This is a genomic window from Variovorax sp. M-6 (genome assembly GCF_052114385.1).
Lineage (GTDB): Bacteria > Pseudomonadota > Gammaproteobacteria > Burkholderiales > Burkholderiaceae_C > Variovorax.
This window is the reverse complement of the sequence record NZ_JBFREQ010000011.1, coordinates 120,447-144,549: the sequence shown is the minus strand read 5'-3', so window position 1 is coordinate 144,549 and position 24,103 is coordinate 120,447. Positions and strand designations below refer to the sequence as shown.

22 protein-coding genes are annotated in these 24,103 nt (G+C 69.7%); 11 read left to right on the top strand and 11 right to left on the bottom strand.

Annotation, left to right across the window (positions count from 1 at the left end):
* Positions 1 to 8: 8 nt before the first annotated feature.
* From AB4Z46_RS15140 to AB4Z46_RS15130, 3 genes are all read right to left on the bottom strand, one after another.
* On the bottom strand, positions 9 to 524 hold the full coding sequence (locus AB4Z46_RS15140) for a DUF1269 domain-containing protein (protein WP_442284322.1): 516 nt from the start codon (positions 522 to 524) through the stop codon (positions 9 to 11).
* Positions 525 to 617: 93 nt separating this feature from the next.
* Positions 618 to 1,847, bottom strand: coding sequence for an NAD(P)/FAD-dependent oxidoreductase (locus tag AB4Z46_RS15135; RefSeq protein ID WP_442284321.1), 1,230 nt, complete (start codon positions 1,845 to 1,847; stop codon positions 618 to 620).
* Positions 1,831 to 2,214, bottom strand: a complete 384-nt coding sequence (locus tag AB4Z46_RS15130) for a VOC family protein (RefSeq protein WP_442284320.1) — start codon at positions 2,212 to 2,214, stop codon at positions 1,831 to 1,833. Before AB4Z46_RS15130 ends, AB4Z46_RS15135 begins: the two co-directional genes overlap by 17 nt.
* 126 nt (positions 2,215 to 2,340) lie before the next feature.
* Here AB4Z46_RS15130 and AB4Z46_RS15125 point away from each other — a divergent pair, with 126 nt between their 5' ends.
* From AB4Z46_RS15125 to AB4Z46_RS15080, 10 genes are all read left to right on the top strand, one after another.
* Positions 2,341 to 4,248, top strand: coding sequence for an acyl-CoA synthetase (locus AB4Z46_RS15125; protein WP_442284319.1), 1,908 nt, complete (start codon positions 2,341 to 2,343; stop codon positions 4,246 to 4,248).
* A gap of 155 nt (positions 4,249 to 4,403) precedes the next feature.
* Positions 4,404 to 5,225, top strand: coding sequence for a creatininase family protein (locus tag AB4Z46_RS15120; protein ID WP_442284318.1), 822 nt, complete (start codon positions 4,404 to 4,406; stop codon positions 5,223 to 5,225).
* A gap of 2 nt (positions 5,226 to 5,227) precedes the next feature.
* Positions 5,228 to 6,028: an ABC transporter ATP-binding protein gene (locus tag AB4Z46_RS15115; protein WP_442284317.1), complete on the top strand. Its 801-nt coding sequence runs from the start codon at positions 5,228 to 5,230 to the stop codon at positions 6,026 to 6,028.
* Positions 6,006 to 6,887 carry an ABC transporter permease gene (locus tag AB4Z46_RS15110; RefSeq protein WP_442284316.1) on the top strand — a complete coding sequence of 294 codons (882 nt, stop codon included), beginning with the start codon at positions 6,006 to 6,008 and terminating at the stop codon, positions 6,885 to 6,887. Before AB4Z46_RS15115 ends, AB4Z46_RS15110 begins: the two co-directional genes overlap by 23 nt.
* The gene (locus AB4Z46_RS15105) at positions 6,884 to 8,275 is read left to right on the top strand and encodes an FAD-binding oxidoreductase (RefSeq protein WP_442284315.1); all 1,392 of its coding nucleotides are present in this window, start codon (positions 6,884 to 6,886) and stop codon (positions 8,273 to 8,275) included. The genes AB4Z46_RS15110 and AB4Z46_RS15105 overlap by 4 nt, the downstream gene beginning before the upstream one ends.
* 36 nt (positions 8,276 to 8,311) lie before the next feature.
* A complete protein-coding gene (locus AB4Z46_RS15100; protein ID WP_442284314.1) occupies positions 8,312 to 9,331 on the top strand; it encodes an ABC transporter substrate-binding protein in 1,020 nt (339 codons plus the stop codon).
* 7 nt (positions 9,332 to 9,338) lie between these two features.
* Entirely contained in the window at positions 9,339 to 10,307 is a 969-nt protein-coding gene (locus AB4Z46_RS15095; RefSeq protein WP_442284313.1) for a PDR/VanB family oxidoreductase, read from the top strand.
* 36 nt (positions 10,308 to 10,343) lie between these two features.
* Positions 10,344 to 11,018, top strand: a complete 675-nt coding sequence (locus tag AB4Z46_RS15090; protein WP_442284312.1) for a TetR family transcriptional regulator C-terminal domain-containing protein — start codon at positions 10,344 to 10,346, stop codon at positions 11,016 to 11,018.
* 107 nt (positions 11,019 to 11,125) lie between these two features.
* Positions 11,126 to 12,967, top strand: coding sequence for a putative nucleotidyltransferase substrate binding domain-containing protein (locus AB4Z46_RS15085; RefSeq protein WP_442284311.1), 1,842 nt, complete (start codon positions 11,126 to 11,128; stop codon positions 12,965 to 12,967).
* Complete coding sequence (locus AB4Z46_RS15080; RefSeq protein ID WP_442284310.1) at positions 12,964 to 13,593, top strand: 3'-5' exonuclease; 630 nt, start codon at positions 12,964 to 12,966, stop codon at positions 13,591 to 13,593. Before AB4Z46_RS15085 ends, AB4Z46_RS15080 begins: the two co-directional genes overlap by 4 nt.
* Before the next feature lie 6 nt (positions 13,594 to 13,599).
* Here the strand turns inward: AB4Z46_RS15080 and AB4Z46_RS15075 are convergent, their stop codons facing one another.
* From AB4Z46_RS15075 to AB4Z46_RS15060, 4 genes are all read right to left on the bottom strand, one after another.
* A complete protein-coding gene (locus AB4Z46_RS15075) occupies positions 13,600 to 15,324 on the bottom strand; it encodes a cation acetate symporter (RefSeq protein WP_442284309.1) in 1,725 nt (574 codons plus the stop codon).
* Entirely contained in the window at positions 15,321 to 15,629 is a 309-nt protein-coding gene (locus AB4Z46_RS15070) for a DUF485 domain-containing protein (protein WP_442284308.1), read from the bottom strand. Before AB4Z46_RS15070 ends, AB4Z46_RS15075 begins: the two co-directional genes overlap by 4 nt.
* Before the next feature lie 112 nt (positions 15,630 to 15,741).
* Positions 15,742 to 16,500, bottom strand: coding sequence for a response regulator transcription factor (locus AB4Z46_RS15065; RefSeq protein ID WP_442284307.1), 759 nt, complete (start codon positions 16,498 to 16,500; stop codon positions 15,742 to 15,744).
* Positions 16,497 to 18,488 carry a hybrid sensor histidine kinase/response regulator gene (locus tag AB4Z46_RS15060; RefSeq protein ID WP_442284306.1) on the bottom strand — a complete coding sequence of 664 codons (1,992 nt, stop codon included), beginning with the start codon at positions 18,486 to 18,488 and terminating at the stop codon, positions 16,497 to 16,499. The genes AB4Z46_RS15065 and AB4Z46_RS15060 overlap by 4 nt, the downstream gene beginning before the upstream one ends.
* A gap of 129 nt (positions 18,489 to 18,617) precedes the next feature.
* On the opposite strand from AB4Z46_RS15060, the gene acs reads away from it, so the two are divergent.
* Complete coding sequence (gene acs, locus AB4Z46_RS15055) at positions 18,618 to 20,603, top strand: acetate--CoA ligase (protein ID WP_442284305.1); 1,986 nt, start codon at positions 18,618 to 18,620, stop codon at positions 20,601 to 20,603.
* A gap of 81 nt (positions 20,604 to 20,684) precedes the next feature.
* On the opposite strand, the gene AB4Z46_RS15050 is transcribed toward acs, so the two are convergent.
* The 4 genes from AB4Z46_RS15050 to ltnD are packed head-to-tail and all read right to left on the bottom strand — an operon-like array spanning position 20,685 to position 24,078.
* Positions 20,685 to 21,143, bottom strand: coding sequence for a RidA family protein (locus AB4Z46_RS15050; protein WP_442284304.1), 459 nt, complete (start codon positions 21,141 to 21,143; stop codon positions 20,685 to 20,687).
* Complete coding sequence (locus AB4Z46_RS15045) at positions 21,140 to 22,330, bottom strand: amidohydrolase family protein (RefSeq protein ID WP_442284303.1); 1,191 nt, start codon at positions 22,328 to 22,330, stop codon at positions 21,140 to 21,142. Before AB4Z46_RS15045 ends, AB4Z46_RS15050 begins: the two co-directional genes overlap by 4 nt.
* A gap of 8 nt (positions 22,331 to 22,338) precedes the next feature.
* Positions 22,339 to 23,163 carry a 2-oxo-tetronate isomerase gene (gene otnI / locus AB4Z46_RS15040; RefSeq protein ID WP_442284302.1) on the bottom strand — a complete coding sequence of 275 codons (825 nt, stop codon included), beginning with the start codon at positions 23,161 to 23,163 and terminating at the stop codon, positions 22,339 to 22,341.
* 21 nt (positions 23,164 to 23,184) lie between these two features.
* Positions 23,185 to 24,078, bottom strand: a complete 894-nt coding sequence (ltnD, locus tag AB4Z46_RS15035; RefSeq protein ID WP_442284301.1) for an L-threonate dehydrogenase — start codon at positions 24,076 to 24,078, stop codon at positions 23,185 to 23,187.
* Positions 24,079 to 24,103 lie beyond the last annotated feature (25 nt).

Genomic DNA, 24,103 nt, shown 5'->3' with positions numbered 1-24,103 from the left:
TGCGCGCTTCAGCGAAACGCCGGGATGTGCTGCTCCCCGCCCTCGAAGCGGGCTTCAGGATGCGCGGTCTGCAGCAGCGCCTCGATTTCCTGCACGCGCGACTGCGGCAGGTCCACCATCAGGAGAATCCAGCCCTGTGCCAGCGCGCCTTCGAAGCGCTGCAGCCGGGGGCTTGGGATCGAAATGCCGATCATGCTGGCCGACCACGCGCCGGTCACGCCGCCGAGGACGCCCAGCATCACGGCCAGTTCCCACTCGGGCTCGTCGCCCACGATCGGAAACACCAGCGCAGCGACCAGGCCGATGACCATGCCGCAGCCGGTGCCGACCACCCAGCCGGTCTTGGCCGCGTGAACGAGGTCCGAGGTCTGCCACACGTTCGCCGCGTGAAGTCCGGTCATGTCGGTGCCGTCCGCCGCGGCGAAATGAACGTGCGCAACGTCGACGCGCGCCTGCGCGAGATCGCGCATCGCTCGCCTGGCGCTCGCCGGGTCCGGCATCAACCAGTAAGTGCGTCTCTTCACGGGGCCCTCCTTTCCGTCTCGCGACGCAATAAGGAACCATGACGACTTATATGCTCAAGGGGCGCCGTTATCAAGTCGGCGCCCGACGACCTTTCAGCCCGGTGGCAGAAGCAGCCGCAGGACGCCCTTGGCCGTCACGAGGGGGCCCGGATCGTGGGTTTCCTCCAGCACGCCGCTCAGGCGATCCATGAGGCTTTCGCTGTGGCGCGCGCGCCAGATGAGCAGGTCGGCCAGCCACGGATGCTTGTTGATGCGATGGGCCTGCTCGTAGGCGGCGAAGCGCGGCTTCAGCGCGCGGAGCGCGGATTCGTAGCGTGCGCGCACGCCAGCGTCGTCCAGCCGTCCGCCGCGCGCCGCCTCGATCGCTTCTGCGGCGAGCATGCCGGTCTCCAGCGCCTTGCCGATGCCTTCGCCGGTGAAGAGGTAGGTGCTGCCGGCGGCGTCGCCCGCCACGAGCAGGCCGGGCCGCGACCAGCGCGCGCCGTCGAGCGAGCAACGCAGCGGCGCGCCCTTGAGCGGGCCGAGCGGCACGCCGCCTTCCAGCAGCGCGCGAGCCGGTGGGTGGACGCGCGCGAACGCGTCGAACAGATCGCGCAAGTTGACGTCGCCTCGGCCGATGGCACCGACGCCGACGTTGAACACGCCGCCGGCGCACGGAAAGATCCAGCCGTAGCCGTGCCGCAGCGCGCGGTGCCACACCACCTCCAGGCCGGTGACGCGGTCGACCATGGCCTCGTTCCTCACGTAGCCGCGAAGGGCGATGCCGCTCGGCGCGCGCCGCTCGCAGACGCCGGCGGCGCTCAGCGGGCCCGAGGCCGCGCCGGTGGCGAGCACCGTCCAGCGTGCGCGCACGGCATGCGCGGCGCCACCCGCCAGCGTGAAGGTCGCCCCGGCCACCCGGTGGCCGGCATCGAGCCATGGCGCCTCGAACCGCGCCGGCGAGAGCCAGCGCGCGCCAGCCGCGAGCGCCGCCCGCCGGAGGATCTCGTCCAGCTCGCGGCGCGGCAGCACGGCGAGCCGCGCCGGCACCTCGACCCGCCCGCCGCGCGGGCCGACGCAGCCGACGTGCCGCGCACTCCTGGCGCGCGCCAGCACTTCATCGAGCACGCCGAGCCGCGCGAGCGCGCGGTGCGCGTCGGGGATCAGCCCGTCGCCGCAGACCTTGTCGCGCGGAAAGTCGTGCTGGTCGGCAAGCACGACGTCGAAGCCCGCGCGCGCGAGCATCCGGGCGCAGGCGCTGCCGGCCGGCCCGGCACCGATCACGAGCACGTCGCAGGACGGCGGTGTCGATTCGACGGCGGCCGGCTCAGGCGCCGCTGCCATAGGGTCGGGTGAGGATCTCGAGGCTATGGCCATCCGGGTCGTTCCAGTAGAAGCCGCGGCCGCCGTCGCCGTGGTTGATCTCGCCGGGCCGATGGTGGCCCGGATCCGCCCAGTAGGTGATGTCGCGCGCGCGAATGCGGCCGAAGATCTCCTCGAACTCGCCCTCGCTGACGAGAAAGGCGTAGTGCTGCCAGTCGATCTGGCCGTCGACGTGCATGAAATCCAGCGTGACGCCGTTGTCGACCTCCACGCCGAGGAACGGGCCATAGGCGACAGGCGCGCCGCGTCCGAGCAATGCGGCCAGCAACTCGGCCGACGCCCGCGGGTCGCGGGCCTTGACGATCGTGTGATTCAACTGGATGGGCATATTGCTTCTCCGTGCAAGATCGTAAATATTACGGTTGCGATCCTGTTTGCGAAACGTGCAGGGGAATGATGGAACGCCGCAGACATCCGACTTGACCGCGGCATCAAGAAACCCGGAGGGAACACCATGATGGGTCCGTGTTTGCTGGATCGTGCGATCGGCGCCGAGGTGCCTCCGCTGCGCACGGCGGAAGAAGCGGCGGCCTTCGAGGCCACCCCCTACGCGGAGCGCATCGCTGCGCAAAGCACCTACGAGGCACTGCAGCTTGGCGCGGCGCATGCGCCCGACGAGCCCGCGTTCCACTTCCTGACGAAGGGCGACCCTGACGAAACGCCATTCACGGTCACCCATCGCCAGTTCATCGCCCGCGTCACGCAGGCGGCGAACCTGTTCAGCGACCTGGGCGTCGGGCCGAAGGATGTCGTCAGCCTTCTCCTGCCGCTGGTGCCCGAAAGCTTCTATGCCTTGTTCGGCGCACAGGCGGCGGGCATCGCCAACCCGGTGAATGCATGGCTGTCGTCCGCCCAGATCGCCGAGATCCTGCGCGCCGCGAAGACCAAGGTCCTGGTGACGCTCGGCCCCGCGGAGGGCTCCGACATCTGGGAAAAGGTGCAGGCCATTCGCGGCGAGCTGCCCGATCTCGAGGCCATCGTGGTCGTGCGCGGCGCCCCGGACGGCGCCGGCGCGGTCCACAGTTTCGACGAGCGGATCGACGCCTGCCCGTCCGATCGCCTGCTCAGCGGGCGCCGCATCGCCGCCGACGACACGGCGGCCTGCTTTCACACCGGCGGCACGACGGGCTCGCCCAAGCTCGTGCGCCACACCCACGCCAACCAGGTCTACCAGGCCTGGGCGCTGAGCCTGATGCTGCCGGTGGGCGCCGGCCGGACCCTGCTCTTCGGCCTGCCCTTGTTCCACGTCGGCGGCGCTCTGACGCAGGGGCTGGCCACGCTGTGCGCCGCGGGCACGCTGGTGGTGGTGTCGCCCGCCGGTTGGCGCGATCCCCAGGCGGTCCGCAACGTGTGGCGCCTCGTGGAGCGCTGGCGGCCGGTCGTGTTCGGCGGCGTGCCGACGGTGCTCGCCGCCGCGCTGAACGTGCCGGCAGGCGATGCCGACGTGTCGAGCATCGAGATCGTCTCGGGCGGCGGCTCTGCCATTCCGGTGGCGGTCTGCAAGGCCTACGGCGAGCGGCTGCACCGACCGGTGCTGGAGGTCTACGGCATGACCGAGACCTCCAGCGTTCACTCCATGAGCTACGCCGAGCGTCCGTTGCGCATCGGGTCGGTGGGCCACGCGCTGCCCTACAGCCGGGTGCGGGTCGTGAAAGTCGACGCCGAAGGCCGCGGGCAGGGCGACTGCGCGGTCAACGAGATCGGCGTGGTAGCCATGGCGGGGCCCGGCGTCTTCAAGGGCTATCTCAGCGACGCGCACAACCGCCAGGCCTTTGTCGAGCCCGGCTGGGTCAACTCGGGCGACCTGGGCCGGCTGGACGAGGACGGCTATCTCTGGCTCACGGGGCGCGCCAAGGATCTCATCATCCGCGGCGGCCACAACATCGATCCGCTGGCGATCGAGGAGGTCTTCTTCCAGCACCCCGCCGTCGCGCTGGCGGCGGTCGTCGGCCAGCCCGACACTCGTGCCGGCGAGATGCCGGTCGCATTCGTGCAATTGAAGCCTGGCGCGACGCTCGACGAGGCGGCGTTGCTCGACTTCGTCCGGGCACGCACGCCCGAGCGTGCCGCGGTGCCGGTGAACGTCTTTTTTGTCGACCCCATGCCGCTGACGGCCGTGGGCAAGATCTTCAAGCCCGCGCTGCGCTGGGATGCCGCGCGGCGCGTGGTGACCCAGCTGCTGGCCGACCTTCCGCAGGCCGGCGGCTTCCAGGTCGTGGTGGGCGCGGACGCGGTGCACGGCAGTCTGGTCAGGATCGGCATCCGCGGGGTTCCCGAGGCCGAGCAAGCGGCATTGGCCCTGCGGGTCGAGGAGCGGCTCGGTGGGCTGGAATTGCACCATCGGGTCGTCTGCGTCAATTGACCGATTGATCACATCTGGGGGGTGAATCCTCCAGGGCTGAGAGTCAGATTCACTCTTGGTTTCAGTTTCGTCTGGTACTTTTCGGGTAAATGCTAGGCGATCTTTTTTTACCGAGTGGATAATTTAGGCACCTTCACGACGAACGAGGTTGCCTCATGACTTCCGCCCGCCTGCGCAGCCGCTACTGGTCCGACCTGACCAGCGAGGAGTTTTCCCGCCTCGACCGCTCCAGCCTGATCGCCGTGCTGCCGGTGGGCGCCACCGAGCAGCATGGACCGCACCTGCCGATGTCCACCGACACCGCCACCATCGACGGCATGGTGCGCGCGACGATCCCGCACCTGCCGGACGACCTGCCGGTGCTGTTCCTGCCCACCGTGGCCTATGGCAAGAGCAACGAGCATTCGCGCTACCCGGGCACGCTGACGGTGTCGGCCTCGACGCTGATCGCCCAATGGAAGGACATCGGCGCCTGCGTCGCCCGCGCCGGCGTGCGCAAGCTGGTGCTCTACAACAGCCACGGCGGCCAGATGGCGGTGATGGACATCGTCGCGCGCGACCTGCGCGAGTCGCACGACATGATGGTGGTGGCGGCCAACTGGTACACGCTGGGTCTGCCCGAAGGCCTCTTCACGGCGCACGAAGGCAAGCACGGCGTGCACGCGGGCGACCTCGAAAGCTCGGTGATGCTGCACCTGACGCCCGACCACGTGCGGCCCGAGAACTTCCGCAACTTCCATTCGCTGACCGAAGACCTGGCGAAGGAGAACAGGTTTCTGTCGATCACCCCGACCGGCAAGCTCGGCTGGCAGATGCACGACATCAATCCGGCCGGTGCGGCCGGGGATGCCACGCTCGCCACCGCGGCCAAGGGCCAGGCGGTGCTCGACCATGTGGGGCGGAATTTCGTCGAGCTGCTGCAGGAAGTCCATCGCTTCCCGATCGAGCGGCTGGCCAACGAACCGGCCTGGCGCTGAGCATGGCCGAAGCCACGCCCTCCACACCGCCGCTGGTCAGCCTGCGCAACGTCAGCAAGCGCTTCGCCAACGGCACCCTCGCGCTGCAGGGCATGACGCTCGACTGCGGCGAACACGACTTCATCAGCTTCCTCGGCCCCTCGGGCTGCGGCAAGAGCACCGCGCTGCGCCTGATCGCCGGCCTGGCCCGCATCAGCTCGGGCGAGGTGGCCTGGTCGGGCGCGAACAGCGTCGCCTCGACCAGCGACCGCGAGCTCGGCTTCGTGTTCCAGGAACCGACGCTGATGCCCTGGGCCAAGGTGTTCGACAACGTCTGGCTGCCGCTCAAGCTGGCCGGCACCTCCCGCGACGCCGCCGCGCCGGTGGTGGCCCAGGTGCTCGAGATGGTCGGCCTGTCGCGCTTCGCCGACGTCTATCCGCGCGAGCTGTCGGGCGGCATGAAGATGCGGGTGTCGATCGCGCGCGCGCTGGTCACGCGGCCGCGCCTGCTGCTGATGGACGAGCCCTTCGCCGCGCTCGACGAGATGACGCGCATCAAGCTCAACAACGACCTGCTGGCGATCTGGCGCGAGCACCGCTTCTCGGTGATCTTCGTGACCCACAGCGTCTACGAGTCGGTCTACCTGTCGAACCGCATCGTGGTGATGGCGCCGCGACCAGGCCGCGTGGTCGACGAGATCCGCATCGACGAACCCTATCCGCGCGGCGAAGCCTTCCGCACCTCCACCCGCTACAACGCGCACTGCACCGCGGTGTCGCAATCCCTGCACGGAGCCCTCCATGGCGTCGACATCGATCACTGAACAGCCGGCGCTGGCGCAGCTGCAGGACGCGCCCTCGGCCGCCCAGCTGCAGGCGCGCGACGAGCGACTGCGGCGGCGCGAATCGCTGCTGCGCATCGTGGTGCCGATCGCGATCGTCGCCGGCCTGCTGGCGCTGTGGGAAGTGCTGGTGCGCGTCAACAACGTGCCGCACTACATCATCCCGGCGCCGTCGCTGATCTTCACGACCCTGATCGACAACTGGGACACGCTGTCGAGCGCGCTGTGGTTCACGGTCAAGCTCACGCTGCTCGCGCTGGCGGCAGCCATCGTCGGCGGCGTGCTGCTGGCGATCGCCTTCGCGCTGTTCAAGTGGGTCGAGATCGGCCTGTTCCCGATCGCCGTGATCCTGCAGGTGACGCCGATCATCGCGATCGCGCCGCTGATCCTGATCTACGTCTCTAGCACCACCGCGGCCTTGCTGCTGTGCGCCTGGATCGTGGCCTTCTTCCCGATCCTGTCGAACACGGTCATCGGCCTGAAAAGCGCCGACAGCAACCTGCGCGACCTGTTCCAGCTCTACAAGGCCTCGCCCTGGCAGACCTTCCGCTACCTGCTGGCGCCGAGCGCCCTGCCCTACTTCATGGCCGGCCTCAAGATCGCCGGCGGCCTGAGCCTGGTCGGCGCGGTGGTGGCCGAGTTCACGGCCGGCACCGCGGGCCGCGAGACCGGGCTGGCCTCGCGGATTCTCGAATCCAGCTTCCGCACCGAGATCCCGATGATGTTTGCGGCGCTGCTGCTGGTGTCCCTGCTGGGCATCGTGATCTTCATCGTGTTTGCCGCCTTGTCGCGCATGGTTCTCGGCCACTGGCATGAAAGCGAGATGAGGAGAGAGCGATGAGCGCCGTACTGAAGGAAAGCGATCCAGCAGCCGCGGTCGACTGGGACGCCGTGCGGCGCGACCTGCACGGCCTCAACGTCATTGCATCGCCGAGCCAGCGCAAGCAGCTCTCGAAGGACTTCTACTGGTACAGCCCGATCCTGACCGAACAACTCGCCGGCTGCGTGGCCGACCTGGTGGTCAGGGTCTCGACCGAGGACGACGTGCGCCAGGCCGCCGCCGTGGCCGCGAAGTGGAAGCTGCCGCTCACGGTGCGGGCGGGCGGCACCGGCAACTACGGCCAGTGCGTGCCGCTCGAAGGCGGGCTGGTGCTCGACGTCACGCCGATGAGCCGCGTGCTCGAGATCGGCGACGGCCGCGTGCGCGTGCAGGCCGGCGCGCGCATGCACGACATCGAGCTCGCGGTGGCCGAGACCGGCCAGGCGCTGCGCATGTGGCCTTCGACCTGGCACGTGGCTTCGATCGGCGGCTTCATCGCGGGCGGCTTCGGCGGCATCGGCTCGATCCGCCATGGCATCCTGCGCGATCCGGGCAACCTGCTGCGCGCGCGCATCATGACCGTCGAGCGCGAGCCGCGGATCATCGAGCTGCACGGCGACGAGATCCAGCAGGTGCACCACGCCTACGGCACCAACGGCATCCTGACCGAGGTCGAGGTGGCGCTGAGCCCGGCGGTCGAGTGGGTGCACTGCATCGCGCTGTTCGACAGCTACCGCCGCGTGCTGGACTTCGGCGTGGCCGCGAGCACGCCGGCGCTGGAGCTGTTCCTGCTATCCGCCGTCGATGCGCGTTTCTCGCCCTACTACGCGACGCTGGGCGAGCACTTCCCGCCCGACCGCCATGCGATGTTCGCGATGGTCGCGCCGGCCTCGATGCCGGCCTTTCGCGCGCTGGTCGCGGCGCACGGCGGCCGCGTGTCGCTCGAAGGCACCGAGGCCGAGCTGCAGGCGGCGGGCCTGCCGCCGGCCTACGAATGCGCCTACAACCACACGACGCTGCAGGCGCTCAAGGTCGACCGCAGCTGGACCTACCTGCAGGTCGCCTACGCCCAGCCCTTCGACCCCGCGGTGGTGGACCGCCACATCGAGATCTTCGGCGACGACGTTCTGCAGCACCACGAGTTCGCGCGCGCCGGGGGCGAGTCCGGCACCTTCTCGATCCTCCTGGTGCGCTGGAAGGGCGAGGCCCACCAGTACGAGGTGATGCGCGAGATCGAGTCGCAGGGCGGCTGCCAGATCTTCAACCCGCACGTCGTCACCATCGAGGACGGCGGGATGAAGACCATCGACACCCAGCAGATCGACTTCAAGAAGCGCAGCGACCCGATGGGCCTGATGAACCCCGGCAAGACGCGCGGCTGGCACCCCGACATGGCGCGCGACGCCTGAACCCACCCCGACACAGACACAACCCGAGGAACCACGATGCAATCCGACTCCCGCCTCATCGCCCGCAGCCTGCTGGCCACCGTGCTCGCCGGCAGCGCCTTCGCCGCCATCGCCCAGGACAAGGTGGTGCTGGCCACCAACTGGCGCGCCCAGCCCGGCCACGGCGGCTTCTACCAGGCGCTGGCCGACGGCACCTACAAGAAGTACGGGCTCGACGTCGAGATCCAGCAGGGCGGCCCGCAGGTCAACAACCGGCCGATGCTGCCCGCCGGCAAGGTCGACTTCCTGATGACCGGCAACATGCTGATGGCCTTCGACAACATCAAGCAGAAGGTGCCGACCGTGGTGGTCGCGGCCTACTTCCAGAAGGACCCGCAGGCCATCATCGCCCACCCGGGCCAGGGTTTCGAGAAGTTCGCCGACCTGTCCAAGGCCAAGACCGTGCTGCTCGCCAAGGACGGCCAGATCAGCTACTGGCAATGGATGAAGAAGGCCTACGGCATGCGCGACGAGCAGGTGCGTCCGTACAACTACAGCCTGTCGCAGTTCCTGGCCGACAAGCAGGCGGTGCAGCAGGCCTATGCGACCTCGGAGCCGCTGGCGGTCGAGAAGCAGGCCGGCTTCAAGCCGGTGGTGCTGTCGCTGGCCGACGCCGGCTGGTCGACCTACGGGATGGTGATCGAGACCCGCCAGGACCTGGTGAAGACCAAGCCCGACGTGGTGCGCCGCTTCGTCGAGGCGACCAACATCGGCACCTACAACTACCTCTATGGCGACCGCAAGGCGGCCGACGAGATGATCCAGAAGATCAACCCGGACATCAGCGACGAGTACATCGAGAAATCGATCCCGATCCTGCGCGCCCACATCGACGTCGGCGACGCCACCACCAAGGGCATCGGCGCGATCAGCGACGAGCGCATGAAGGACTTCTACGACAAGACGGTGTCGGCCGGCCTCTACAAGCCCACCGACTTCAACTACCGCGACGCCTACACCACGCAGTTCGTCAACAAGGGCACCGGCGTGGAGCTGCGCAAGGCAGCCGCCAAGTAGCCCGGCCATGGTGGAACGCAACCTCACCGTGCGGGTCGCGCGCATCGCGCGCCAGACGCCGGAGATCCTGGCCTTCGAGCTGGTGCATCCGGCCGGCCGCGCGCTGCCGGCCTACCAGGCCGGCGCCCACATCGACGTCCACATGCCCGGCGGCTTCTCGCGCCAGTACTCGCTGGCCAGCGATGCCGGCACGGACGGCGGCGAGGCTTCGCGCTACCTGATCGGCGTCAAGCGCGAGGCCGCAAGCCGCGGCGGCTCGGCCTCGATGCACGGCCGCGTCCGCGAAGGCGACCTGCTGCCAATCAGCGCGCCGCGCAACAGCTTTCCGATCCGCCGCGACGCCCGTCGCCACCTGCTGCTGGCGGGCGGCATCGGCATGACGCCGCTGCTGGCGATGGCCCAGGCGCTGGCGCGCTCGGGGGCCGACTTCGAGCTCTGCCTGTTCGTGCGCGGCGAGGAGCATCTGCCCTTTGCGCAGGCGCTGCGCGCGCCGGCACTGGCGCCGCACGTGCGGCTGCATTTCGACGCCGGCGACGCTTCGCAGAAGATCGATCTCGGGCTATTGCTGGCGCAGCACGACCCGGGCACCCACCTCTACGTCTGCGGTCCGGCCGGCTTCATGCAGGCGGTTCGCACGGCGGCCGCCCACTGGCCCGAGGACGTGGTGCACACCGAGTACTTCGCGGCGCCCGCCGATGCCGCGGGCGGCACCGGCAAGCCCTTCGTGCTGCGGCTTGCGCAGCGCGGCATCCAGGTGCCGGTGGCCGCCGACCAGAGCGCGGTCGACGCGCTGCATGCCCTCGGCATCGACATCCCGGTGTCGTGCGAGCAGGGCCTGTGCGGCACCTGCGTGGTGGGCTGCGAGGGCGAGGGTGCGGAGCATCGCGATTTCTGCCTCACCGGCAGCGAGCGCGCCCACAAGGTGGCGTTGTGCTGCTCGCGCGCCAAGGGCGACGAACTGGTGATCGAACTGTAGGCGGCCGCGCCGCCACCTTGGGCCCCTGTACCTCCGATGACCACCGCACCGAACAGCGACGCAACGAGCGCATTGGACGAGTCCCTCGATGCGCCCGCCACGCGCGGCCGGGCACGCAAGTACACGCAGATGATTGCCGTGATCCACCGGGCCGCGGTCGAGGTGTTCGCGAGCGAGGGCCTGGCCGGCGCCTCGACCCAGGCCATCGCCGACAAGGCCGGCCTGTCGAAGGCGCAGCTGCACTACTACATCGAGAGCAAGGAGGCGCTGTACCGCCAGGTGCTGCAGGGGATCATCGACGACTGGATCGGCGTCTTCGGCTTCAGCGACGAGGCCTTCGGGCCGCGCAAGGTACTCAGCGACCTGATCCATCGCAAGATGATGTTCTCGTTCGAACACCCGCTGCGCTCCAGGATCTTCACGGCCGAGATGATGCGCGGCGCGCCGGTGCTGCAGCCGCTGATGGGCCACAGCCATGAGCGCACCGACCAGGCGGCGGCGGTGATCCAGAACTGGATCGACCAGGGCCTGATGGACCCGGTGGACCCCATGCTGTTCCTGTTCCACTTGTGGGCCGTGACGCAGTTCTATGCGGACCATGCGACGCAGATCGCGATTTTCAGGAGAAAGCAGGAAAGCGACGACAACGACCGCCGCTACCTGATCGAGCAGGTGACCGAGTTCCTGCTGAAGGGCGCCGGGGTCCGCTAGAGGCCGCGGATGCCAAGGCTTGATGCCGCGGGGTGGCACCAAGTCGGCCTTTGGTCGATCATCGGGTCCACGCCGCTGCAGCCATGCGCTGCCGGCGCATACCCGCAATGCCCAGCGCCTTCGACTTCGACCACTCGCCCTTCGACTGCCTGACGCCCGAAGAGCGCGAACGGGTGCGCGCGCAGGTCGACATCGCCTACTTCCGCGAGGGCGAGGCGATCCTCGAGGCCGGCATGGCCCCGACCCACCTGTTCGTCGTCATCAAGGGCTTCGTGCGGCAGTTCGCGCCGGGCGACAGCGAGCCGGTCGCCAGCTTCGGCCCGCACGACACCTTCGATGGCCGCAGCCTGGTGGCCGGGCAGGTCAGCGGGCGCTTCGTGGCGGCCGAGGAGGTGCTGGCCTACCAGCTCGCGCGCGAGGCGGTGAACGACCTGATCGCACGCAACGCGGCCTTCGGTGCCCTGCTGTTCTCCGACCTGTCGAACAAGCTGGCCACCATCGCGGGCCGCCGCGGCCAGCACGAGCTCCAGTCGCTGGCCCTGGCGCGGGTCGACGCGATTCCCGTGCGGGCGCCACACTTCGTCGACGCCGACTGCGACGTTCTCTCGGTCGTGCGCCTGCTGCAGGCCGAGCGCAGCACCAACGTGCTGGTCCGCGACCTGGCCGGCGGCGCGCCGCGCCTGGGCATCTTCACCGTGACGGCGCTGCAGCGCGCGGTGCTGGAGGGCACCCCGCTGGACCGGCTGCCGGTGCGCGAGGTGAGCAGCTTCGGCCTGATCAGCGTCAACGCCGCCGATCCGGTCGGCGACGCGCTGACCGTCATGGTGCGGCACAAGGTGCACCGCGTGGTCGTGATGGCCGGCAACGGCGGCGGGGAGGTCCTGGGCGTGCTGGAGGCGCTCGACCTGTTCAGCTTCCTCTCCAACCACTCCTACCTGATCAACCGCGAGATCGCCGAGGCGCAGGACCTCGAGGCCCTGGCCCGAGCCAGCGGGCACGTCACGCGGCTGGTCCGCCTGCTGCACGGCGGCGGCACCCGGGTTGGGCAGATCGCCACGCTGGTGCAGGCACTCAACGCCCAGTTGTTCCAGCGCGCCTGGGCGTTGATCGCGCCGCCGGCGCTGGTCGCCAACAGCTGCCTGTTCGTGATGGGCAGCGAGGGGCGCGGCGAGCAGTTGCTGAAAACCGACCAGGACAACGGCCTGCTGCTGCGCGACGGCTATGCGCCGCCAGCCGACCTGGACGCGATCTGCGCCCGCCTGACGCGCACGCTGATCGAGTTCGGCTACCCCGAATGTCCCGGCGGCATCATGGTCTCGAATCCGCAGTGGCGCGGCAGCCAGGCCGAGTTCGGCGAACGCGCCTGCCAGTGGCTGCTGCAAGCCGATGGCGAGCAGCTGATGGCACTGGCGATCTTCCTCGATGCCCACGCAGTGGGCGGCGACGCCGCGCTGCTGGCCGGCGTGCGGGCCCGATTGTTCTCCCTGGCCACCGACAACGACGCCATGCTGGCGCGATTCGCCGCGGCGATCGATGCCTTTGCCGACGACCCGCACTGGTGGCAGCGCCTGTTGACGCTCGGCGAGCAAGCCGGGCAGCGCTTCGATATCAAGAAGCAGGGCCTGTTCCCGATCGTGCATGGCATGCGCAGCCTGGCCCTGCGCGCGGGCCTGGACACGAGCTCCACCGCGGGGCGCCTCGAGGCCCTGGCCGCCGGCGGCCACATCGAGCGCGAGCTCGCCACCGACGTGCTCGAGAGCCTCTATTTCTTCATGGGCCTGAGGCTCAAGGCCGGACTGGCGGAACAGGAGGCCGGGCACACGGTGACGGGCCAGATCGATCCGGCCCGCATGAGCAGTCTCGAGCGCGACCTGCTCAAGGACACGCTGGAGGTGGTCAAGCGCTTCCGCCGCATGCTGCGCCTGAGCTTCCGGCTGGACGCGCTGTGACCGGCTGGCTCTCCGCCCTCAAGCGCTGGTGGCTGCTCCAGCACCTGGGCGATCCGCGCTTTCGCTTCATGTGGGACCCGCCGCCCGCCGACGAGTGGGTGGCGATCGACTGCGAGACCACCGGGCTGGATCCGCGGCGCGACGAGATCGTCGCGATCGCCGCAGTGCGCATCCAGGGCAACCGGGTGATGTGCAGCGAGCGGCTCGAGCTGCTGGTGCGGCCCGAACGCCGCAGCGTCGCCGCCGGCAGCGTGCGCGTGCACCAGCTGCGCGAGCGCGACCTGGCGCAGGGCCTCGCGGCCGACGCCGCGGTGCAGCGCCTGATGCATTTCATCGGCAGCCGGCCCCTGGTGGGCTACTACCTCGAGTTCGACGTCGCGATGATCGACCGGGTGCTGTTCCCGATGCTGGGCATGGGCCTGCCGCAGCCGAAGATCGAGGTCTCGGCGCTCTACTACGACCACGTGAATCGGCGCCGTTCGCCGCACCTTCGCAATGGCGACATCGACCTTCGCTTCGCCGCCATCATGGCGGCGCTGGACCTGCCGCAGCGCCCCTCGCACGACGCGCTGAACGATGCGGTGATGGCGGCACTCGCCTTCCTCAAGCTGCGCGCGATGGCATGAGATCGCTCAATGACCGGAGGCGCCCGAGGCCCCGAGCCCGGTCTCCGAGCGCACCTGCTGCGCCGGGAAGGCGGCCCGCTCCTGCTGCGCCTGCCGGCTGCGGTCGGTGATCGAGAAGAACCAGATGCCGACAAAGGCCAGCGTCATCGAGAACAGCGCCGGCGAGGCATAGGGGAACCAGGCCGAGCCCACCGGATGGCCCAGCGTGGCCTCCCACACCGACGGCGAGACGATGGTCAGCGCCACCGAGGACACCAGCCCCAGCGAGCCGCCGACGACCGCGCCGCGCGTGGTGCAATCCTTCCAGAGCACCGACATGAACAGCACCGGGAAGTTGGCCGAGGCCGCCACCGCGAAGGCCAGCGACACCATGAAGGCGATGTTCTGCTTCTCGAAGGCGATGCCCAGCAGCACCGCGACGATGCCCAGCGTCACCGTGGTGATGCGCGACACCTTGAGCTCCGCCCGGCTGTCGGCCTTGCCCTTCTTGATCAGCGTCGCATAGACATCGTGCGACACCGCCGAGGCGCCCGACAGCGTCAGGCCCGCCACCACCGCCAGGATGGTGGCGAAGGCCACCGCCGAGATGAAGCCGTAGAAGACGTTGCCGCCGACCGACTTGGCCACCAGCACCGCCGCCATGTTGGCCGCCCCGCCACCGCCCTTGATGGTGCCGGTCGCGACGTCGGCGAACTCGGGGTTGGTCAGCACCAGCGTGATGGCGCCGAAGCCGATGATGAAGATCAGCAGGTAGAAGTAGCCGATCCAGGTGGTGGCCCAGAACACCGACTTGCGCGCCTGCTTGGCATCGGGCACCGTGAAGAATCGCATCAGGATATGCGGCAGTCCGGCGGTGCCGAACATCAGCGCGATGCCGAAGGAGATGGCCGAGATCGGGTCCTTCACGAAGCCGCCCGGGCCCATGATGCCGAGCCCTATCGCCGCAGCCTCCGCCGGGCTCTTGCCGCCATTGGCCGCGATCTTCGTGCGCACCTCGACCGATTTGGCGAACAGCGCCTCGGGGCTGAAACTGAAGGCCGCCAGCACCATCAGCGCCATGAAGCTCACGCCGGCCAGCAGCAGCACCGCCTTGATGATCTGCACCCAGGTGGTGGCGGTCATGCCGCCGAACAGCACGTAGACCATCATCAGCGCGCCCACGATCACCACCGCCACCCAGTAGTCGAGCCCGAACAGCAGCTTGATCAGCTGGCCGGCGCCCACCATCTGGGCGATCAGGTAGAAGGCCACCACCACCAGCGTGCCCGAGGCCGCGAAGGCGCGGATCGGTCCGGGCCGAAAGCGGTAGCCGGCGACATCGGCGAAGGTGAACTTGCCCAGGTTGCGCAGCCGCTCGGCCATCAGGAAGGTGATGACCGGCCAGCCGACCAGGAAGCCGATGGAGTAGATCAGCCCGTCGTAGCCGGTGGCCATCACGGCCGCCGAGATGCCGAGGAAGGAAGCCGCCGACATGTAGTCGCCGGCGATCGCCAGGCCGTTCTGGAAGCCGGTGATGCCGCCGCCGGCGGTGTAGAAGTCGGCCGCCGACTTGGTCTTGGAGGCGGCCCACTTGGTGATCCACAGCGTCAGCAGCACGAAGCCCGAGAACATCGCGATCGCGATCCAGTTGGTCGGCTGCTTGGCGGCCTGGCCGAGATCGGCACCGGCCGCCGCGGCCAGGGTGCAGGCGCCGCCCAGCAGCGCAGCAACGGCGAGGTGGCGGGCTTTCATCGCGTGGCCTCGCGAATGATCTCGGCCGTGAGGCGATCGAACTCGCCGTTGGCGCGGCGAATATAGAAGGCCGTGATCAGGATCGTGAAGACGATCACGCCGAGCCCGATCGGAATCCCGATGGTGGTCACGCCGCCGCCGATCGGCTGCGCGAGGAAGGGCTTGTTGAACGCGATCAGCGCGATGTAGCCGTAATACACCACCATCATCAGCGCCGTGAGCCACCAGCCGAAGCGGTTTCGCTTGCGTCGCAGCTCGAGGTACTTGGGGTTCGACTGGATCTTCTCCACCACGGGGTCGCTCATGATTGGTCTCCTGGACATCGGTCGGGACGATTCTGGGATGAGGCCTGCGCGTGCGGGGCGCGATGCAATCATTCGTCACATTGCGATGCAATGCGAGGCGAATGCCGCTGGTTCACTCCCAGCTGACGTTCGCCGCGAACAGGTAGCCCGCGCCGTACACGGTCTTGATGATCGCCGGATCGTGCGGGTCCCGCTCGATCTTTCGGCGCAGGCGCGAAATTCGCACGTCGATGCTGCGGTCGGTCGGCAGCAGGTCACGCGCGCCCATGAGCTGCTCGCGCGTGAGGATCTGGTGCGGGCGCTCGACGAAGCAGCGCAGGACCTGGGTCTCGGCCGTGCCCAGCAGGTGCTCGCCGCCGTCGGGCGCGCGCAGCACGTTGGCCGCGCAGTCGATGCGCCAGCCCAGGAAGGAGGCGTAGCGCCGCTGGCCGGTGGCCTGCCCCGGCGCCAGGCTGCGGCGCCGCAGGATGCTGCGCACCCGCGCCACCAGCTCGCGCGCCTCGAAGGGCTTGGTGACATAGTCGTCGCCGCCGAGTTCCAGCCCCATCACGCGGTCGGCCGGATGGCCGCGGCCCGTGAGGATCAGCACGCCCGCATTCGATGCCGCGGTGATGCGCCGCATGAGGTCGATGCCGTCCATGTCGGGCAGGCCGAGGTCGACGATGCAGAGGTCGGGCTTCTCGACCTGCAGCCGCCGAAGCACGCTGGCGCCGTTCGAGAAGCCCTCGCAGTTGAAACCGAACTCGCCGAGCGTGGAAAGCACCAGCCGGGCCACGGCCGGGTCGTCCTCGACCACGAAGACCAGCGACGGCGGTGTCGCCTCGTCGGTGGCCGAACGGTGGGTCAGGCCTGCGCCTCGGTGCTCGGTCATCTCACGCCCTCCTGGATCGCCTGCGCCAGCTGTGCCGTGCCGAAGGGCTTGGTCAGCATCGGGAAATCCGTCTGCAGCGACAGGTCGCCCGGCGCATAGCCGCTCATCAGCACCACGGCGCGCGCCCGGCCGCCCTCGCGCGCCGCGCGCGCCACCGCGCGGCCGTCGATGCCGCCCGCCATCACGACGTCGGACAGCAGCAGCGCGATGTCCGGCGTGTGTTCGAGCAGGCTCAGCGCGGCGGCACCGTCATCGGCTTCCAGCACCGAATAGCCCAGTTCCAGCAGGCTGCGCCGGATCACGCGCCGCACCTGCGCGTCGTCATCCACCAGCAGCGCCAACCCCATCGACGCGGCCGGGCGCCCGGCGACTTCGCTGTCGGCTTCGCTGTCGGCGTCGGCCGGCGAGGGCTCTGCGGTCGGCAGCCACACCGTGACCGTGGTGCCGCGCCCGGGCGCGCTCTGCACATCGATGGCGCCGCCCGACTGCTTGATGAATCCGTAGACCACCGCCATGCCGAGCCCGGTGCCGCGGCCCGGATGCTTGGTGGTGAAGAAGGGGTCGAACAGGTGCGCCAGGGTGTCGGCATCCATGCCGGCGCCGTCGTCCTCGACCTCGATGCACACGCAGTCGCCCGCGGACAGCTGCAGCGGGGTGGCCTCCGCGGCGTCGAGATGGGCGCGGCGCGCACGCAGCGCGATGCGGCCTTCGGAGCCGGTGGCGTCGCGGGCATTGAGCACCAGGTTCAACAGCGCCTGCTCGAGCAGCGTGGCATCAATCCAGGTCCATAGCGGCACCTCGCCGACGTCGATGTCGAGCCGCAGGGTTTCCGGCAGCGAGCGCCGCACCAATCGGGCGACGGTGTCGACCAGCGCGCCCACGTGCACCGCCGCCGCCTGCAGCGGCTGGCGCCGCGCGAAGCTCAGCAGGCCCCGCACCAGGTGGGCGCCGCGGCGCGCGGCGTCGAGCGCCGGCTGCACGTACTCGCCGAGCGCCGGATCGGCGGGCCGGGCCTCCGCCAGCGCCGCCAGGTTGCCGATCACGACCGTCAGGATGTTGTTGAAGTCGTGCGCCAGGCCGCCGGTCAGGCGACCCAGCGATTCGAGCTTCTGGGCCCGTGCCAGCAGCGCCTGCGAGCGACGCTCCTGCGTCATGTCGAAGGTCAGCTCGAAGCAGCCGACGACGGCGCCCTCGGCGCTGCGCTGCGGAACCAGCGAGGTGCGCACCCACAGGCGGCGCCCGTCGCAGGTCTGGAGTTCGTACTCCAGGCTCTGCGTCTCGCCGGCGAGCGCGCGCAGCACCTGCGGCTTGATCCGGGCGTAGACCGCATCACCCAGGAAGACCCTGGCACTGACCGATTCGGGCCGCGTGGTGTCGACGCGGAACCAGTCGTGGTAGCCGCGGTTGAGGTAGCGGTAGACGCGCCGGTGGTCGAAATAGGCCACCAGCGCCGGGATCGAGTCCATGATCAGCCGCACCCGCTCTTCGCTGCGCTGCAGTTCGGTGGTGCGCGACGCCACCCGGTCCTCGAGTTCGGCGTTGTGGCTGCGGATGATCTGCTCGGCGCGGCGCTGCTCGGTGATGTCCGAATAGAGCGTCACGAAACCATGCCCCGGCACCGGCTCGCCGCGGATGCGCAGCACCCGCCCGTCGGGGCGCACCCGCTCGATCTCGTGCGGCGCGAAGTGGCGCGCCGCCGCCACCCGTTCGGCCACCAGCCGCTCCGGGTCGCCCGGGCCGTACTCGCCGCGCCGGGCGTTGTAGCCGATGAAACTCTCGAAGGGCGCCCCGAGGTACGCCATGTCGTCCGTGAAGCCGAGCAGGCGGACGTAGGCGCGGTTCCACGCCACCAGGCGCAGGTCGCCGTCGAAGATCGACAGTCCCTGGTCCAGCAGGTCGAGCCCGGTCTGCAGCGTCAGATAGCGCTCCAGGGGGGCCGGCGCAGGCGCCGGCGCGCGGATCACCGCGGCCTCCCGCGGGGGCTGCAAACATTCGTCATCTTTGGATGTGTCTCCTGCAATGTTCGTCGGACATCCTATGGCTGTGAATTGTTGAACACCTCGTCGCAGACAAGCATGACCTGCGTCAACCCGCACGCCTCACCTCAGGAGTACGCCATGGACCCGACCCTTTCCCCCGCAGCACCGCTCACGCTGTATGAACCCTCCGAGGCCACCGTGCGCCAGGCCCGGATCTCGGGCCGCGCCGCCTACGACCGGCTGGTCGCCGAGGCCGAGGCCGATCCCGATGCCTACTGGGGACGGCTGGCGCGCGAACTCGTCACCTGGAAGAAACCCTTCACCCAGGTTCTGGACGCGCGCCGCGCGCCCTTCTTCGAGTGGTTCGCGGACGGCACGCTCAACGCCTCCTACAACTGCCTGGACCGCCACGTCGAAAGCGGCCTCGGCGAGAAGACCGCGATCGTCTTCGAGGCCGACGACGGAGCCGTGACGCGGATCAGCTACGAGGCCCTGCTGGCACGCGTCTGCCGCACCGCCAACGTGCTGAAGTCGCTGGGCGTGCGCCGCGGCGACCGGGTCGTGATCTACATGGCGATGTCGATCGACGGCGTGGTGGCGATGCAGGCCTGCGCCCGAATCGGCGCCATCCACTCGGTGGTCTTCGGCGGCTTCTCCGCGCCCTCCCTGCGCGACCGCATCGCCGATACCGGCGCCGTGGTGGTGCTCACCGCCGACCAGCAGGTCCGAGGCGGCAAGCAGCTGCCGCTGAAGGCGATCGTCGACGAGGCGATCGGCCTGGGCGGCTGCGACAGCGTGCGCCACGTGCTGGTGACGCGCCGAACCGGCGGCGCGGTGCCCTTCCAGGCGCCGCGCGACCAGTGGATGGCCGAACTCGCGGCGGCGCAGCCGCCGGTGTGCGAACCCGAATGGGTGAACGCCGAGCACCCGCTCTTCCTGCTCTACACCTCGGGCTCCACCGGCAAGCCCAAGGGGGTGCAGCACGCCACCGGCGGCTACCTGTTGCATGCGGCGCTGACCTGCCAGTGGACCTTCGACCTCGGCCCCGACGACCTGTTCTGGTGCACCGCCGACATCGGCTGGGTGACCGGCCACACCTACATCGCCTACGGCCCGCTGGCGATCGGCGCGACGCAGGTGGTGTTCGAGGGCGTGCCCACCTACCCGGACGCCGGCCGGTTCTGGAAGATGATCCAGGACCACCGGGTCAGCGTCTTCTACACCGCGCCGACGGCGATCCGCTCGCTGATCAAGATGGCCGAGGGCAACGACACGGTGCATCCGCGCAACTACGACCTGAACAGCCTGCGCATCCTCGGAACGGTCGGCGAGCCGATCAACCCGGCCGCCTGGGAGTGGTATCACCGGCATGTGGGCGGCGGCCGCTGCCCGGTGCTCGACACCTTCTGGCAGACCGAGACCGGCGGCCACATGATCACGCCGCTGCCCGGCGTGACGCCGCTGGTGCCGGGCTCCTGCACCTTGCCCTTCCCGGGCATCGACGCCGCCGTGGTGGACGAGGCCGGCAACGAGCTGCCCTGGGGCCAGGGCGGCATCCTGGTCGTCAGGAAGCCCTGGCCCTCGATGATCCGCACCATCTGGAACGACCCGGAACGCTTCAGGACCAGCTACTACCCGGACGAGTTCCAGGGCCGCTACTACCTGGCCGGCGACGGCGCGGTGCGCGACAGCAAGACCGGCTACTTCACGATCACCGGCCGCATCGACGACGTGCTCAACGTCAGCGGCCACCGCATGGGCACGATGGAGATCGAATCGGCCCTGGTGGCCATGACCGACCTGGTGGCCGAGGCCGCGGTGGTGGGCCGGCCGGACGACACCACGGGCGAGGCGGTCTGCGCCTTCGTGGTGCTCAAGCGCCCGCTGCCCAGCGGCGACGAGGCGCGGCGCATCGCCGACCAGCTGCGCAACTGGGTGGGCAAGGAGATCGGCCCGATCGCCAAGCCGCGCGACATCCGCTTCGGCGACAACCTGCCGAAAACGCGCAGCGGCAAGATCATGCGCCGGCTGCTGCGCACGCTCGCCAAGGGCGAGGTGGTGTCGCAGGACGTGAGCACGCTGGAGAACCCGGCCGTGCTCGAGCAGTTGGGCCAGCCTTACTGAGCCCCCCGAGGGGGAAGTCGCAGGCCGCCCGTCTGCGCGAAGCGCGGACTTCGCCGCGCTGGCGGCCCGGCGCCGGCCTGATCAGCGCTGCGGCAGGTACGCCGTCGCTTCGACCTCGACCAGCACCTCGTCCCCGGGCAGGAAGCGCGACACCTCGACCACCGTGCTGACCGGCGGCTCGCCCGGGTAGAACAGCCCGCGCACCCGGTTGTACGGCGCGTAGTCGGGCAGGCGGCGGAAGTACTGGACCAGCTTGACCACGTCGTCCATCGTCCCGCCATGCTCGGCGGCGATCTGGCGGATGCGCTCGAGCACGAACCAGCTCTGCGCCACGATGGCGGCCTCGAACACATCGACCGACATCTGGCCGGTGGCGTAGCCGAGCGTGCGCAAGGCCGCGCGCGCGTCGTCGGGAATGTCCTCGTAGCCTGCCACGGCACGGCGGGTCGAGGGATCGACCGCGACCACGCCGCTCATGAAGACGAAGTCCCCGACGCGCTTGGCGGCCGCGTAGTTGGCCATCGGTTTGCCCATGCTCATTCGTCGTTCTCCAGGGCGCGGCCGGCGCGGATGACGGTGCGCCGTCGGCCGCGCGGGTCCAGCAGTTCGTATTCGTCGGTCGCGGCCAGCAGCACCAGGTCGGCCGGGCAGCCGGGCGCGATGCGCCCGTCCCAGTCCAGCCCCAGCGCCCGCGCCGGGCTCACGGTGATGGCGTCGAGCCAGTCGGCGGCCGGCGCGAGGTGCGCCATCTGCACGCCGAGGCCGAAGGTCTCGACCAGGTCGTAGCCGCCGTAGGGGTAGAAGGCATCCTGCACGTTGTCGGTCGCGAGGCTCGGTCGCAGGCCGCGGGCGGCGGCTTCGCGCAGGCGCGTGATGCCGCGCTGCACCGGGGTACGGTCCCAGGCGCCCTGCAGGTAGAGGTTGGTGCTCGGCAAGGCGACCAGGTGGATGCCTGCCTGCGCGCACAGCGCCAGCGTGTCGTTGGCGCTGGCGTCGTCCTGCACCGACAGCGAGCAGGCATGGCCGCAGGTCACGCGGCCCCGCAGGCCGCGAGCAATCGTGAGTTGCGCGATGGTGCGCAGGCCGGTCGCGTCCGCGTCGAGCCCTTCGTCGACATGGAAGTCCAGCGCCAGGCCGTGCTCCTGCGCCAGGTCGAAGACCCGCCCGAGCTTGTGCACGATGGCTTCGTTGCGATAGACGAAGGCGCCCAGCACGCCGCCCGCGCGCTTCACCGCCCTCGCCGCGCGTTCGCCGGCATCGCCATCGGCGAACAGGTCGAGCGGCGTCAGGGCGACGAACTGCAGCTCGATGCGGCCGCGCCATTCGTCGCGCAACTGCGTGAAGACCGCCAGCGAGACCGGCGCCTCGGCGCCGCCCCAGTCGAGATGGGTGCGCAGCGCACGCGTGCCGGCGCGCCAGGCTTCGTCCAGCGCGCGCTGCATGCGCGTGCGCAGCGACGCCGCCGTCCAGCCCGCGCGATGCGCGGCCATGCGCTCGATCGCCGCGAACAGGTTGCCCTCGGCCGCGCCGGCCTCCCGCACCGTGAAGTTCTTGTCGATGTGGGCATGGGCGTCGACCATCGCGCTCAGCAAGGTGCCGCGCGCCGGCTGACGGCTCGGCACGACGGCCGCGACCTGCGCGCCGTCCAGCGTGACATCGAAGACCTCGGCATCGCCGGCCGGGAAGGCCCGCAGTCGCGGCGGGATGCGAACGGCTTCGAGCTTCATGGGCGCCGTCATGCGCGCGAAGAGCGCGGCAGGGACCGCAGCCAGCCGAGTCCGGCGGAGGTGCCATCGGCGACCGCGCCGCGCCGAGGCCGGTACTCGCAGCCGACCCAGCCCTGCCAGCCGCATTCGGCGGACACCTCGTCGATGACGTCGAACAGGTAGGCGTGGTTCAGCTCGCCGACGTCGGGTTCGTTGCGATCGGGCACGCCGGCGATCTGGAAGTGGCCGACACGGCCGGTGGGCAGGTACTTGCGGATCTTCATCGCCACGTCGCCCTCGACGATCTGGCAGTGGTAGAGGTCCATCTGGACCTGCAGGTTGAGCGCGCCGACCGCCTCGACGATCTCGTGCGCGTGGTCCTGCCGGTTCAGGAAGAAGCGCGGGATGTCGCGCGTGTTGATCGGCTCGATCAGCAGGTCGCGCCCGGCCTTGGCCGCTTCGACCGTGGCCCAGTGCAGGTTGGCCAGATAGGTCGGCTGCACCGTCTCGCGCTCGACGCCCTCGGGCACCAGGCCGGCCATGACGTGGATGCGCGGGCAGTCCAGCGCGACCGCGTACTCGATCGCCTTGTGCAGGCCCGCGCGGAACTCGGCCTCGCGCCCGGGCAGGCAGGCCAGTCCGCGCTCGCCGCGCTCCCAGTCGCCCGGCGGCGCGTTGAACAGCACCTGCTGCAGGCCGTTGGCCGACAGCCGCGCCGACAACTCGTGCGGCGCGCAGGCGTAGGGGAACAGGTACTCGACCGCGCGAAAGCCGTCCTTGGCGGCGGCGTCGAAGCGATCGAGAAAGTCGAGCTCCGGATAGAGCATCGAGAGATTGGCGGCGAATCGGGGCATGGGCGTGATGTTAAGACGCGATCAGGACGACGAAGAGCCCGGCAGCTCGATGCCCGGGAAGATCTTGATCACCGCGCTGTCGTCTTCCCTGGCGAAGCCGGCGCTGGAGGCCTGCATGAACATCTGGTGCGCGGTGGAAGCGAGCGGCAGTGGAAACTTGCTGGCGCGCGCGGTGTCGAGCACCAGCCCGAGGTCCTTGACGAAGATGTCGACCGCCGACAGCGGCGTGTAGTCGCCCGCCAGCACATGGGCCATGCGGTTCTCGAACATCCAGCTGTTGCCGGCGCTGTGCGTGATGACCTCGTAGAGCGCCTCGGGCGCCACGCCCTCGCGCAGGCCCAGCGCCATCGCCTCGGCCGCGGCCGCGATGTGCACGCCGGCCAGCAGCTGGTTGATGATCTTCACCTTGCTGCCGGCGCCGGCGCGCTCGCCCAGGCGGTAGACCTTGCCGGCCATGGCGTCGAGCACCGCGTCGGCGCGTGCATAGGCCTCGGGCCGGGCCGAGCTCATCACGGTCATCTGGCCGCTCGCGGCCTTGGCGGCGCCGCCGGAGATCGGCGCGTCGATGTACTGGATGCCGATGGCGTTCAAGCGCTCTTCCAGGGCGATCGACCAGTGGGGGTCGACGGTCGAGCACATCACGAACACGCTGCCGGGCTGCATCGCCGCGGCCGCGCCGCCTTCGCCGAACAGCACCGCTTCGGTCTGTGCGGCGTTGACCACCACCGAGATCACGACCTCGCAGGCCGCCGCCACCTGCGCCGGCGTGGCCCAGGCGACGCCGCCGGCCTCGGCGAAGCGCAGCGCCGCACCGGGGCGCGCGTCGCACACGTGCATCTCGTAGCCGCGGTCGCGCAGCGTGGCGGCAATGCCCGCGCCCATGGCGCCCAGGCCGATGAGTCCTGCTTTTTTCATGAGAGGTCCTAGGAGGTTCGCGCAG